Consider the following 12,727-nt stretch of genomic DNA (forward strand, 5'->3'; position numbering starts at 1 on the left):
GGAGTGGACGGGCGGGTGCGTTCGGGGACGAAAGGACGTGAGGGCGGTGCGGGACACGGGGAGCGGTCGCGCGGTGCGGACGAAGGAGAAGGAGGAGGGCTGCGAGCTGCCGGGTGTGTGGTCGGCCTACGGCAGGCTGCTCCAACACCTGCGCAGGCAGGCCGGGTTGAGCCAGCAGCGGCTCGGAGAGGCCATCGGCTACTCCATGGAGCAGGTCGCCTCGGTCGAACAGGGGCGGCGGCCGGCGAAGGCCGCGTTCACGACGGCGGCGGACCGGGTGCTGGAGGCGCGGGGAGCCCTGGAAGTCCTCCAGGACGAGGTGGACCGGGCCAAACTGCCCCGCTTCTTCCGCAACTTCGCCCTCATCGAAGCGGAGGTCGTCAGCCGCTTCTCCTACGATCCGCTGCTGATCCCGGGACTGTTGCAGACGGAAGGCTACGCACGGGCCGTGTTCGCCGGGCACTGCCCGCCGCTGAACGAGGAGATCATCGACCAGCACACTGAGGCGAGGCTGAGCCGACAGAAGCTGCTGAGTCGGGTGCCGCTCGCGGAGCTGTCGTTCATCATCAGCGAGGAGGCGCTGCGCAACCCGGTGGGCGACGCGGAGGTGATGCGCGGGCAGTGGCAACACCTGCTGGAGGTTGGCGAACTGCGGAACGTGGAAGTACAGGTGATGCCTGCCGGGCCTGGGTTCCACGCCGGACTGAACGGGCCGTTCGTGGTGGTGGAGTCGAGGGAGCACCGACAGCTCGGGTACATCGAGTCCCAGGAGGTCGGATGCGTCGTCTCTGATTCGGCAGAGGTCAGCGCCTTCGGGTTGCGTTATGGCAAGCTGCGATCGCAGGCCCTGAACGGCGTGGAGTCTGCGCGGCTCATCAAACGGTTGCTGGGAGAGGCATGAGCGTGGAGCGGGTGACCAAGGACGTGGACGGGCTGCACTGGTTCAAGAGCAGCCACAGCGGATCGGGCGGCGGCGACTGTGTGGAGGTGGCCGCCGGGCGCGACACCGTGTACGTGCGGGACTCCAAGGCCGCGGGCGACGGGCCGGTGCTGCGGGTCGGCCGGGACGAGTGGGCGGCGTTCGTGGCGCACGTGAGGTAGGGGGCTGATACGTGGACGGGCTGCACTGGTTCAAGAGCAGCCACAGCGGATCGGACGGCGGCGACTGCGTGGAGGTGGCCGCCGGGCGCGACGCCGTGTACGTGCGGGACTCCAAGGCCGCGGGCGACGGGCCGGTGCTGCGGGTCGGCCGGGACGAGTGGGCGGCGTTCGTGGCGCACGCGGCCGGGTAAGCCGCCCGAGCCGTTCGTCCGAACTCGCCGACGAGGCCGGGACCGCTCAGCGGGCGCGCAGCGCCGCGCGCAGGGACGGGTCGGCCAGGGCGGACGGGCCGCGCAGCGCCAGGACGGTCAGCAGGGCGCGGTCGCCCAGGCCCTCGTACGGGCCGGGAGCACCGGAGACCTCCACAGCGGCCTCCACAGCGGTCTCCGCCGCTGCGCGCAGCCGGGCCTCCCCGGCCGGGGAGGCCCACGGAGCACGCCGGCCCACCTCGAACCGCGCTATGGCCAGGCAGCCCACGGTCAGCGCAGTCGGCAGCGCGAACCAGGCGACCGCCGCGCCCGTGTCCGCGTCCCCCGGCAGCAGGGCCACCGCCACCAGGGCCACCGCCGCCACCAGGACGGCCGCGAGCCGTGTCTGGCGCACGGCGGCGGCGACGGCCGCCCGCGTCGCGGACGGCACCGCCAGCCCTGCCGCGACCAGCCGCTCGCCGAGGACGCGGACGGCCTCCGCGGCGGTCACGGCGGCGCGGACGGCCGGCACCGGCGACTGGCCGCCGGGTCCGATGGCGGTGACGACCGAGCGCTCGATGTCGTCGCCGCCGCGCGGATCGACCACGGTCGCCCAGCCGGTGTGGGCGAGCAGCAGCAGGCGGCGTCGGGCCATGGAGACCAGGGCGAGGTCCACCACCCGGCGGGGGCCGCCGGCGAGGAACGCCGTCTCGTAGAGCGTCAGGTCACCAGCGGCGTTCGCGGGCGGCGCGGGCGCGTCGGCCGTCAGCACGGCCCGGCACAGCCGGACGCACGAGGCCAGGGCCACGACCCAGGCGGCGAGGAGGAAGAGCACCCGCATGGGTGGTTCTTATCCGGCCGTGCGGGTGAAGCGCCATAGGGATTTCGATATCCGATACGGGGCGCGGCGCGGGGTTCGACATGCGGGCGTCGTCAGTTGCCGCCGCCGCCCCCGCAGCCGCCCCCGCCTCCGCAACCACCCCCGCCGGACCCGGATCCGCCGTCCGAGGAGCCGTCCCAGCCGCACCCGCAGCCGTACCCCGGGGAGCCGGAGCCGCCGTCCGGCGAACCGGGCCCGAAGGCGACGGCCCCCGCCGCCCAGCGGAGCTCGTTCCGCAGCGCGAACTGCTCCGAGCCCGTCATCGCCCGCGTCCCCATGACGGCCACCGCCCCCGCCCGGCCGCTCTCCCGCCACCGCGCCGAGTGCTCGCGCAGGAGGGCGCGGCCCGCCGGAGCGGCCCGGCCCCCGCCGGGGCGGAGGAAGCGGACGGCGACCGCCGCCACAAGGGCCGCCACCAGCGCGTATCCCGCCCGGGCCCGGACCCCGCCGCCGTCCGGCACGAGCAGCGGAACGGCGGCGGCGGCGAGGACGGCGGCGCAGACGGCGAGGTGGATCCGGCCCGCACGGCGCCACCGCCGGTGGTCCTCCGGCCGGTACAGCAGACCGCGCCGCACGAGCGCCTCGCCGCACGCCCGCACGGACGCGGAAGCCGCCAGCTCCGGGCGCAGCCGCCGCACCCGCACCCCCTCGCCGGGACCGCACAGGGCGAGCAGCTCCTCCTCCACCGGATCGTGCGCCTCGGCCCGCGTCACGTACACCCGGGCGTGGTCGTCCAGCCCGAGGCGGCCGTCCGCGTGCATCGCGCAGATCGCGGTGTCGGCCACCCGGCCCGGACCGCCCGCGAGGAAGGCCGTCTCGTACAGACCCGGCGGCTGCCCGGCGGGCGGACGCGGCAGCCGCCGGTGCGCCAGGGAACGCCGGACGAGCAGGTGGGCGAAGGAGACGGCGAGGACCGCGTACAGCGACAGCACGGACAGCTCGGGCAGCAGGGACGGCTCGAACAACTCGGGCAGGGACATCGCTCCTCCTCTCCGCCGGGCTTCCTACGGCGCGGTCCGCCGCAGCCGCCCCAGCCACAGCCGCAGGCGCAGCCGGAGCGGCGGCACCGGGCCGGAGCGGTCCCGGTGCCAGCGGCGCAGCCGCCGCCGTACGCCCTCGGGGAGCGGGGCGCCGGACTCCAGCAGATGCTCGGCGAAGAGCAGGGCGTCCAGGCGGTAGCCGCCGGTCATCGGGCGCCCCCGGGCGTAGGAGAGGAACGCGGCGCGGTAGCCGTCGCCCAGGATCTCCGGCAGCTCGGGGGCCACCTTGGCGACGACGGAGGCGCGCTTGGCGGCCAGCGCCCGCGCCTGGACGCGCAGCCGGTCGCGGTCGAACCCCTCGGGTGCGGGGGCGCCGGCCACCAGCGCCTCCAGCAGGGCGGCCTGGGCGTGCGCGAGCCGCCGCCGCGCCGCGTCGGTGCCGGAGGGGGACGGGGTGGTGCCGGGGACGGTTCCGGTGCGGGGGCCGGTGCCGGTGTCAGGCATGTGCCGCTCCCTCGAAGACGGACCGGATCGAGGCCAGTTCCGCCGCCAGCTCGCCGGCGGGCGGGAAGGCGTCGTCGCGCTCCAGCAGCACCCCGGGCGGGTCGGTGCGCGCGCACAGCTCGGCCAGGATCGCCAGCACCGGCTCGGGCACCGGGTGGGCGTGGCTGTCGTGCCACACCCCGTCCCGCTCGACGCCGCCCGCCACGTGCACGTACGCCAGCGCCTCCAGCGGCAGGCCGGCCAGGACGGCGACCGGGTCCTCGCCGCGGTTGACGTGGTTGGTGTGGAGGTTGGCGACGTCGATCAGCAGGCCGACCCCGGTGCGCTCCACCAGCTCGGTGAGGAACTCGGCCTCCGTCATCTCCTCGTCCGGCCAGCGGACGATGGCCGCGACGTTCTCCAGCGCCAGCGGCACCGGCAGCGCGTCCTGGGCGATCGCCACGTTCTCGCAGAGCACGTCCAGCGCGTCGCGGGTGCGGGGGACCGGCAGCAGGTGACCGGCCTCCAGCAGCGGCGTGCCCGTCAGCGGCCCCCCGGCCCGCACGAAGGCGATGTGCTCGGTGACCAGCGGCGAACCCAGCGCCTCGGCCCGCCGGGCCAGCGCCGCCAGCCGCCCGGGGTCGGGCCGGTCCGCGCCCCCCAGGCCCAGCCCGACCCCGTGCGGCACCACGGTGGCGCCGCGCTCGCGCAGCCGCACCAGCTCCGGCGGCAGGTGGCCCGGGCAGACGTTCTCCGCGACCACCTCGACCCAGTCGACGCCCGGCAGCGCGTCGATCTCGGCGGCGATCTCCGGCCGCCAGCCGATCCCCGTACCCAGCCGCGTCATGCCGCCCCCTTCCGGCTCACTCCCCCGTGGGGATTTCATCTCCGAACGGGAGTGCGGCCAACCGCGGTACGTCCGGTTCAGAGGTACATCTGAGCTTCCGGGCCGTCAGCCCCGGTCCGCCCCCGCGCGGCGCAGCGCCGGATGCTCGGCCACGACCGTGGCCGAACCCGGGGCGATCTCGGTGAAGCCGGCGTCGCGCACCACCGGAAGGCCGCCGTCCGCCAGGGACTCCCAGCGGCCGGGTTCGGCGGTGCGGGCCGCGAGCGGGAAACCGGCCTCCCGCCAGGCCGTGCGGGCCTCGTCGTCCAGCTCCCACCAGGCGAGCTGGGCACCGTGCCCGGCCTGGGCCATCGCCTTGCCCGCGGACATCTCCAGCCTCGGGTTGAGCCACAGCACGGGCGTGCCCGGGGCGGGCCCGGCGGGCGGCCCGGGGTCGGCCAGTTCGGTGCCGGACACCTGGAGGCGCGCCAGATCCTTGGGCCAGCCGTCCAGCGGGACGGGCGGGAACACCCGCACCTCGGCCGGGTGCTCGCCGCCGCCGGTCACGGTGATGCCGGGCAGGGCCTCCGCCCGCCGCCACTCCGCGCCCCGGGCCCGGCGCACCACCTTGCGGATGCGCGCGTCCTCCCAGTCGCGCACCGCCCGGTGCCAGGGGCCGTCGGGCTCCGTCACCCGCTCGTCCGACAGCAGGGTCAGCACCGCGCGCGCCGCCGTCTCGAGGGCGTCGGTGCGGGCCGGGGGAGTGGCGCGCTCGATCCGGACGACGAGCGGCAGGACGTACTGCGGGGCGGTGTCGCGGGGCGCCGCCGCGTCCGCGAAGGGGCTGGTGGGAGCGGTGCTGTCGGACGTGTTCACGCCTTTCAGTCTGCCAGCCGGGCCGCCGGCGGCGGGCGGGAGGGACGGCGGGGGCCGGGAGTACCCTCGGCCGTATGAGGACCGTGACAGCCCCGAGCGGAACCCCGGCCGCCCCGGCCGGTGCCCCGGCCGCCGCCCCGGACGGGCAGGACGCCCGGCCCGGGGCCGCCGAGCAGGAGGAGCGCGCGTTCTGCGTGCGGTGCAGCGAGCCGACGGAGCACCCGGCGAGCACGCCCGGCGCGACGCTGTGCCCGGTGTGCGAGTGGCAGGAGGCCGAGCGCGTCGCCTGCTCCTGCACCTGACCGGCGGACCCGGACGCCGCAGCCGCCCCGCCCGGCTCGTCCCCGGCCGCGCACCGGCCACCGCCCCGGACGGGCAGGAGGCCCGGCCGGGCGGTCAGTCGCGGCCCAGGGCCCGCCCGATCATCTCCGAGACGCGGACGAGGCGGTAGCCGCGCTCGCGGAGTTCGGGAACGAGGCGGCGGACCGCCTCCGCGGTGGCCCGCGCCCTGTCGCGGTCGCAGCGCAGGATCACCACCGACCCCGGCCTGACCTCCTCCAGCACCCGCTCGGCGACCTCCTCCGGATCGGAGGCGCCGGCGTCCCGCGCGTCCACGTCCCCCGCCACCGCCGTCACCCCGGCCGGGGCAATGGCCTTCCTGGCCCCGTCGTCGACGCAGCCGCCGGGGAAGCGGAAGTACGGCGTGGGGTTCTCCACCCCGGCCTCGCGGATCACCTCCTGGCCCCGGCGCACGTCCGCGAGCCGCAGGTCGGGGTCGAGCGGTTCCAGGCCCTCGCAGTCGGGGGTGAAGGCGCGGTGGGAGTGGGAGAGGCTGCCGACCTCGAAGAGCCGGTCGCGGCCGATGGCGCGCGTCTGGCCGGGGTGGGCCTCCGCCCACAGGCCGGACAGGAAGAACGTCGCGGGGGCCTTCTCCCGGCGCAGGGCGGCGAGCAGCGCCGGATTGTCGTGGCGCTCGCCGTCCTCCGCGCGCTTCGCGTCCTCGGGGGAGAGGGCGGCGTCGAAGGTCAGGGCGACCACCTTCTCCTCCTCGCTCTTCTCCCCGATCTCCGGGTCGTCGGTGCCGCCCGCGCCGTCCCCGGCCTCCCCGCGCTCGCGGTCCTCCCCGCGTTCGCGGTCCTCCCGGCGGTCGTCCTCCGCCTCCTCGACCTCCTCCACCGCGCGCGGTCCGTGCCGGAAGAGGGGGACGCGGCCGCTGGCGGAGGCGGGCAGGGCGGCCCACCCGGTGGGCGAGGACGCCGGGGAGGGCGAGGCGGAGGCGGTGCCGCCGGGGCCCGGTGAGCCGGAGGCGGCCGACGCGGCCGGAGAGGACGCCGGGGAGGACGCCGCCGGGGAGGCGCCGGCCCGGGTGGTGTCGTCACCCGGGCCGGCGCAGCCCGCCACCGCGGCGGTGACCAGGGCGAGGGCGGTCAGGGGTACGGCGGTACGGCACACGGAGACGGTCATGATCGGAACGTAACGACGATCCGGCACGGCCGCGCGGCGTACTGCTCTTGTCGGACCAGCCGCCACCCCCCGGTCCGGGTGACGGCCCCTCAGGGCGCCGCCCGGGCCGCCGTCAGTGCCGCCACGGCCCGGTGACGGCGAACGTCGTCCCCGGCTCGTAGCAGTTGACGTACATGGTGCGCCCGTCGGGCGAGAAGGCGACGCCCGCGAACTCGCCGTACTCCGGCTCCTCGGGGGTGCCGATGTTGCGGGCGTTGCGCGCCAGGGCGTAGACCTCGCCGTCCCGGGTCACCCCGAAGACGTGCTGGGCGCCGCCGCCGTCCTCACAGACCATCAGGCCGCCGCTGGGGGCCAGGCAGATGTTGTCCGGCGAGTCGCCCGGCAGCTCCACGGCGGTGTCCGGGCCGAAGACGACCACCAGCGTCAGCCTGCGGCGGCGCGGCTCGTACCGCCACACCTGGCCGTAGTGGTCGGCGGCCGACCCCTCGGAGCTGCGGGCGTAGCTGGAGACGAAGTACACCGAGTCCCGTCCCCAGTAGCAGCCCTCCAGCTTCTGCGCGTGCGTGATCCCGCCGCGGCCGAAGTCCTGGAAGCGGATGGGGGTCTGCTTCGCCAGCGGGTCGGGCACCGGCACCCACTCGACGTCCTCGAAGGCGGTGCCGGGTTCGGGGACGGCCGAGAGGTCCGGCACGCCGGGCACGCGCATGGCCTCCAGCCTGCCGCCCGCGCGCAGCGAGTCGAAGCCGCCCCGGGGCCGGTCGGGCAGGAAGCGGTAGAAGAGGCCGAAGGGGTGGTCGAAGGCGTCCTCGGTCTCGTAGACGACGCCGGTGCGCGGGTCGACGGCGACGGCCTCGTGCTGGAAGCGGCCCAGTGCGGTGAGGGGCTCGGGGACGGTCCGGTGGCCGGGCCGGAAGCCGACCTCGAAGACGAAGCCGTGGTCCTTGGCGTAGCCGTTGGTGCCGGCCTTGTCCTCGGTCTCCTCGCAGGTCAGCCAGGTGCCCCAGGGAGTGGGGCCGCCCGCGCAGTTCACGGCGGTGCCCGCGATGCCGACCCGCTCGGTGAGCACCTCGTCGTGCCGGTCCAGCTCCAGCAGGGTGCAGCCGCCCCGGCCCTCCGGGTCGTACGTCAGCCCCTTGACGGCCGGGACGCGGTGCGTGCCGCCGCTGGGCTTGTTCTCGTGGTTGCGGACCAGCCAGACGCGGCCGGCACCCGGGCCGGCCAGGGCGGTCATGCCGTCGTGGTTGCTGGGCACCGGGCCCTCGCCCGAGCGCATGGGGTCGCCCTCGCGGGAGAGCACCCGGTAGCGGAAACCTTTCGGCAGGTCGAGGAGACCGTTCGGATCGGGGACCAGGGGACCGTACCCGCCCCTGCCACCGGTGGCGTGGGCGGGATCGGTACCGGCGAACAGTTCGGAGACGGCACCCGCGAAGACGATGCCCGCTCCCATGGCACCGGCGCTTCCCAGGACTTGGCGTCGCGTTGCAGACATGGGCGACTCCCTGCTGGCGGACAGGACGATGTCCCGGCTGGTCTACCACGGCGTCCGCTCAGCGGGAACCAGGCGCGGCCCGGGGAACCCCGCGCGACCCGCCCGGCGTACGCGCCCCGCCGGCCGCCCCCGCGCCCCACCGGCCCCCGCCGATCCCGTCAGCCCTTCGCCGCCCCGGCCTGCTCGGCGGGCCGCCGCGCGTCGCGGGCGAGCGCGGTGAGCCGGGAGATCGCCCGGAAGTACTTCTTGCGGTAGCCGCCCCTGAGCATGTCCTCGCTGAAGAGGCGGTCGAACGGCACCCCGGAGGCGAGCACCGGCACCTCGCGGTCGTAGAGCCGGTCGGCGAGGACGACCAGGCGCAGCGCGGTGGACTGGTCCGGCACCGGCCGGACGTCCGTCAGGCAGACCATCTCCACGCCGTCGCACAGGGCCCCGTAGCGGCTGGGGTGGACGCGGGAGAGGTGGTCCAGGAGGGAGGGGAAGTGGTCCAGGGAGGCGCCGGGCGTGCGGTGCGCGGCGGCGGTCACCACCGCCTCGTCGAAGGGCGGCGGCGCCTCGGGCAGACCGCGGTGCCGGTAGTCCTCGCCGTCGATGCGCAGCGTGCGGAAGTGCGCGGACAGCCCCTGGATCTCCCGCAGGAAGTCCGCGGCGGCGAAACGGCCCTCGCCGAGCTTGCCGGGCAGGGTGTTGGAGGTCGCGGCCAGCGCCACGCCCGACTCCACCAGGCGGCCCAGCAGGGTGGAGACCAGGACGGTGTCGCCCGGGTCGTCCAGCTCGAACTCGTCGATGCACAGCAGCCGGTGGCCGCCGAGCGTGGCCACCGTCTGCTGGAAGCCGAGGGCGCCCACGAGATTGGTCAGCTCCACGAACGTGCCGAACGCCTTGCGCTCGGGCGGGGCGTCGGTGGCGTGCCACAGGGAGGCCAGCAGGTGCGTCTTGCCGACGCCGTAGCCCCCGTCGAGGTAGACCCCGCGCGGCCCGCCGGACGCCGCTCCTCCGCTCCGGGAACCGCCCCGGCCGCCGCGGCGGAACCAGCGCCGGAGGCCGCCCCCGTCCCCGCCGTCCGCCGGGGGACCGCCGAGCCCGGCGGCGAACTCGCCCAGCACCTTCACGGCCTCGGCCTGGCTGGGCTGCGCGGGGTCGGGGATGTAGTTGTCGAAGCGCACCGAGTCGAACCGCGGCGGCGGAACCAGCTCCGCCACCAGCCGGTCGGCGGGGACGTGGGGCTCGCGGGAGCACAGGGACAGCGGGGCGCTCTCGTCGGCTATCGGACGCCTGGGGGCAGTGGAGGACGACACCCTTCTCACTCTACGGGGCGTGGCGGGGGGCGGAACGTGCCCGTGGCCCGTGCCACACTGCCCGGTATGCGACGCCTGCTCCCCTCACCCACGTCCTCCGCGGCCCCCATACCCCGGGAGGGGGCGGACTCCCCGGCGCCACCGGACGGCCCGGACGGCCGGCAGTGGAGCCTGGAGGAGATCGCCGACGCGTACGCCTATCCCGTCCTCGCCCCCGGCACGCCCTGGCTGCGCGGCAACATGGTCGCCTCGCTCGACGGGGCCGCCCACCACCAGGGCCGTTCGCAGCCGCTGTCGGGGGACGCCGACATGCGGATCTTCGGTGTCCTGCGGGCCCTGGCCGACGCCGTGGTCGTCGGCGCGGAAACGGTACGCCGGGAGGGGTACCGGCCCGCCCGCCGCCGCGAGGCGTTCGCCGCCCGCCGCGCGGCGGCCGGACAGCATCCGGCCCCGGCCATCGCGGTCGTCAGCGCGAGCCTGGACCTGGACTTCTCCCTGCCGCTGTTCACCGAGCCGCTGGTGCCCACGCTGCTGGTCACGGGCGCGGCGGCCCCGGCCGACCGCCAGGCGGCGGCCCGCGAGGCCGGCGCGGTGGTGGTGCACGCGGGCGAGGGCGCCGCGGTGGATCCGGCGCGGGTGCCGGCCGTGCTGGCCGAGCACGGCCACACCCGGCTGCTCACCGAGGGCGGTCCCCGGCTGCTGGGCCGGTTCGCTGCGGCGGGCGTGCTGGACGAGCTGTGCCTGACCGTCTCCCCCCGGATCACCGGGGGAGACGCCTCGCGGATCACCGACGGCCCCGGCATCGAGGCGCCGACGGAGTACGAGCTGCGCTCGGTGCTGGAGGAGAGCGGTTTCCTCTTCACGCGCTACCGGCGGATCGGCGCGGTGCCGGGCGCGCGGTGATGTGTGTGCGCCGGGGTACCTGTGACGTGCGCAGTATGAGATACGCAGAGTGAAATGTGCGGCCCCGGTCAGGGGCGTGACGGTTCCGCAGGGCCGGGAGGCCCGCCTGGAGGAAGGGCACCTGACGTGTTCACCACCGTGTTGATGATCGAGAAGCCGCTGGTGCCCGCCGACGTGGAGCTCGTCACCACCCTCCACGGCGACGAGCCCGTGTCCTTCGTGGTGCTGATGCAGCCGCGCGGGGACCAGGACCGGCTCCTGCGGGCCCTGGACGACGTGGCGCTCGGCGAACTGGACGACGCCGTGCGCGAACTCTCCGAGGACAGGGAGGAGGACAGCCCGGTCTCCCCGGCGGAGCGGTCCCTGGAGCACTCGCTGGAGGCGCTCCGCGCCGCGGGCGCGGAGGCCGTCGGGCAGATCGTCCAGGACCGCCCGCTGGAGCTGCTCGCCTCCGTCGTCCGGGAGACCGGCGCGGACGAGGTGATCGTGCTGACCGCGCCGCACCTGGTCGAGGAGTTCTTCCACCGGGACTGGGCCTCCCGGGCCCGCCACAAGGTCGGCGTCCCGGTGCTCAAGCTGTTCGCCCACGGGGAGCAGTAGCCGGCGGCCGGCGTGCGCGGCGCGGGCGTGCGGCGCATGCCGACTGCGGCCGGCGGACGCGCTCGCATAGGCTTGGGCGGCGTCCGGCGCGCACCGCGCCCGGCGCGGCACGGCGGGACGGCCGGGCACACGGCCCGGACACCCCGCCCCCGCGACAGACGTCCGACCAGCACGCTCCGGCGGGCGGGCTCACCACGAGAGCGCGACCCGGCCGGCCCACCCGAAAGGACACCGCATGGCGCCCGGCCTGCCGCCCGCGATGGAACGACCGCACTTCATCGGGATCGGCGGCGCCGGAATGTCCGGCATCGCGAAGATCCTCGCCCAGCGCGGCGCGACGGTCGCCGGCAGCGACGCCAGGGAGTCCGCCACCGCCGAGGCGCTGCGCGCCCTGGGCGCCACCGTCCACATCGGCCACGCCGCCGCCCACCTGGCCGCCGACGCCACCGCCGTCGTCGTCTCCAGCGCCATCCGCGAGGACAACCCCGAGCTGGCCGCCGCCCGCGAGCGCGGCGTGCCGGTCGTCCACCGCTCCGACGCCCTGGCCGCCCTCATGGAGGGCACCCGCCCCATCGCCGTCGCCGGCACGCACGGCAAGACCACCACCACCTCGATGCTCGCGGTCGCCCTGGGCACGATGGGCCTCGACCCGTCCTACGCCATCGGCGGCGACCTCGACGGCCCCGGCACCAACGCCCGCCACGGCGCCGGCGAGATCTTCGTCGCCGAGGCCGACGAGAGCGACCGCAGCTTCCACAAGTACGCCCCCGAGGTGGCGATCGTCCTCAACGTCGAGCTGGACCACCACGCCAACTACGCCTCGATGGAGGAGATCCACGAGTCGTTCGAGACCTTCGCCGGACGCATCCGCCCCGGCGGCACCCTGGTGGTCTCCGCCGACCACGACGGCGCCCGCGAGCTGACCGCCCGCGTCCGCGCCGCCGCGGGCTCCGGCGACCTGCGGATCGTCACCTACGGCGAGGCCGACGACGCCGACGTGCGGGTCCTCAAGGTCGTCCCGCGGGGCCTGACCAGCGAGGTCACCGTCGTCCTGGACGGCGTGCAGCACACCTTCGCCGTCTCCGTCCCCGGCCGCCACTACGCCCACAACGCCGTCGCCGCGCTCGCCGCCGGCGCGGCCCTGGGCCTGCCGGCCGCGGAACTGGCCGCCGCCCTCGGCTCGTACACCGGCGTCAACCGCCGCCTCCAGCCCAAGGGCGAGGCGCGCGGCGTGCGGGTCATCGACTCCTACGCCCACCACCCCACCGAGATGACCGCCGACCTGGAGGCCATCCGGGGCGCCGCCGGAGACGGACGGGTGCTGGTGATCTTCCAGCCCCACCTGTTCAGCCGCACCCGCGAGCTGGGCGCCGAGATGGGCCGCGCCCTGGCCCTGGCAGACGCCTCGGTCGTCCTGGACGTCTACCCCGCCCGCGAGGACCCGATCCCGGGCGTCACCAGCGCCGTCGTCGTCGACGCCGCCCTCGCCGCCGGGGCCGACGCCCGGGCCGAGCACGACAAGGAGAAGGCCGCGGCGCTGATCGCCGGAATGGCCGGACCCGGCGATCTCGTTCTCACCATGGGGGCGGGCGACGTCACCGAACTCGGCGCGACCGTCCTCGACCGTCTGGCGAAGTAG

At 76.0% G+C, this 12,727-nt stretch carries 13 protein-coding genes and 1 pseudogene; 7 read left to right on the plus strand and 7 right to left on the minus strand.

Annotation, left to right across the window (positions count from 1 at the left end; translation table 11 throughout):
* Nucleotides 1-73 precede the first annotated feature (73 nt).
* From ABD358_RS24005 to ABD358_RS24015, 3 genes are read left to right on the plus strand one after another with little or no spacing between them, the layout of a single operon-like run.
* Nucleotides 74-901 (plus strand): helix-turn-helix domain-containing protein, encoded by an 828-nt coding sequence (locus ABD358_RS24005; protein WP_344633209.1) that lies wholly within the window; start codon nt 74-76, stop codon nt 899-901.
* Nucleotides 898-1,101 (plus strand): DUF397 domain-containing protein, encoded by a 204-nt coding sequence (locus ABD358_RS24010; protein ID WP_344633210.1) that lies wholly within the window; start codon nt 898-900, stop codon nt 1,099-1,101. Before ABD358_RS24005 ends, ABD358_RS24010 begins: the two co-directional genes overlap by 4 nt.
* 11 nt (nt 1,102-1,112) lie before the next feature.
* Nucleotides 1,113-1,292 carry a DUF397 domain-containing protein gene (locus ABD358_RS24015; protein WP_344633211.1) on the plus strand — a complete coding sequence of 60 codons (180 nt, stop codon included), beginning with the start codon at nt 1,113-1,115 and terminating at the stop codon, nt 1,290-1,292.
* A 46-nt stretch (nt 1,293-1,338) separates the two neighbouring features.
* Here the strand turns inward: ABD358_RS24015 and ABD358_RS24020 are convergent, their stop codons facing one another.
* From ABD358_RS24020 to ABD358_RS24035, 4 genes and pseudogenes are all read right to left on the minus strand, one after another.
* Entirely contained in the window at nt 1,339-2,130 is a 792-nt protein-coding gene (locus tag ABD358_RS24020; RefSeq protein ID WP_344633212.1) for a TIGR04222 domain-containing membrane protein, read from the minus strand.
* Nucleotides 2,131-2,222: 92 nt separating this feature from the next.
* Nucleotides 2,223-3,149: a TIGR04222 domain-containing membrane protein gene (locus tag ABD358_RS24025; protein ID WP_344633213.1), complete on the minus strand. Its 927-nt coding sequence runs from the start codon at nt 3,147-3,149 to the stop codon at nt 2,223-2,225.
* Nucleotides 3,150-3,173: 24 nt separating this feature from the next.
* Nucleotides 3,174-4,479 (minus strand): annotated as a pseudogene (locus ABD358_RS24030) (MbnB/TglH/ChrH family RiPP precursor modification enzyme).
* 105 nt (nt 4,480-4,584) lie between these two features.
* A complete protein-coding gene (locus tag ABD358_RS24035; RefSeq protein WP_344633214.1) occupies nt 4,585-5,334 on the minus strand; it encodes a peptidyl-tRNA hydrolase in 750 nt (249 codons plus the stop codon).
* A gap of 74 nt (nt 5,335-5,408) precedes the next feature.
* On the opposite strand from ABD358_RS24035, the gene ABD358_RS24040 reads away from it, so the two are divergent.
* Nucleotides 5,409-5,636, plus strand: coding sequence for a hypothetical protein (locus ABD358_RS24040; RefSeq protein WP_344633215.1), 228 nt, complete (start codon nt 5,409-5,411; stop codon nt 5,634-5,636).
* A gap of 94 nt (nt 5,637-5,730) precedes the next feature.
* On the opposite strand, the gene ABD358_RS24045 is transcribed toward ABD358_RS24040, so the two are convergent.
* The 3 genes from ABD358_RS24045 to zapE all read right to left on the minus strand — a co-directional run bounded on the left by ABD358_RS24045 (nt 5,731) and on the right by zapE (nt 9,585).
* Entirely contained in the window at nt 5,731-6,798 is a 1,068-nt protein-coding gene (locus ABD358_RS24045) for a polysaccharide deacetylase family protein (RefSeq protein WP_344633216.1), read from the minus strand.
* Between the two features lie 112 nt (nt 6,799-6,910).
* The gene (locus ABD358_RS24050) at nt 6,911-8,287 is read right to left on the minus strand and encodes an alkaline phosphatase PhoX (protein WP_344633217.1); all 1,377 of its coding nucleotides are present in this window, start codon (nt 8,285-8,287) and stop codon (nt 6,911-6,913) included.
* A 158-nt stretch (nt 8,288-8,445) separates the two neighbouring features.
* Nucleotides 8,446-9,585 carry a cell division protein ZapE gene (gene zapE / locus ABD358_RS24055; RefSeq protein ID WP_344633218.1) on the minus strand — a complete coding sequence of 380 codons (1,140 nt, stop codon included), beginning with the start codon at nt 9,583-9,585 and terminating at the stop codon, nt 8,446-8,448.
* 66 nt (nt 9,586-9,651) lie between these two features.
* Here zapE and ABD358_RS24060 point away from each other — a divergent pair, with 66 nt between their 5' ends.
* From ABD358_RS24060 to murC, 3 genes are all read left to right on the plus strand, one after another.
* Entirely contained in the window at nt 9,652-10,488 is an 837-nt protein-coding gene (locus ABD358_RS24060; protein WP_344633219.1) for a pyrimidine reductase family protein, read from the plus strand.
* 126 nt (nt 10,489-10,614) lie between these two features.
* Complete coding sequence (locus tag ABD358_RS24065) at nt 10,615-11,088, plus strand: indole-3-glycerol phosphate synthase (RefSeq protein WP_344633220.1); 474 nt, start codon at nt 10,615-10,617, stop codon at nt 11,086-11,088.
* 235 nt (nt 11,089-11,323) lie between these two features.
* Nucleotides 11,324-12,727 (plus strand): UDP-N-acetylmuramate--L-alanine ligase, encoded by a 1,404-nt coding sequence (gene murC / locus ABD358_RS24070; RefSeq protein WP_344633221.1) that lies wholly within the window; start codon nt 11,324-11,326, stop codon nt 12,725-12,727.

The sequence above is a fragment of the Streptomyces glaucosporus genome, from assembly GCF_039533345.1.
Lineage (GTDB): Bacteria > Actinomycetota > Actinomycetes > Streptomycetales > Streptomycetaceae > Streptomyces > Streptomyces glaucosporus.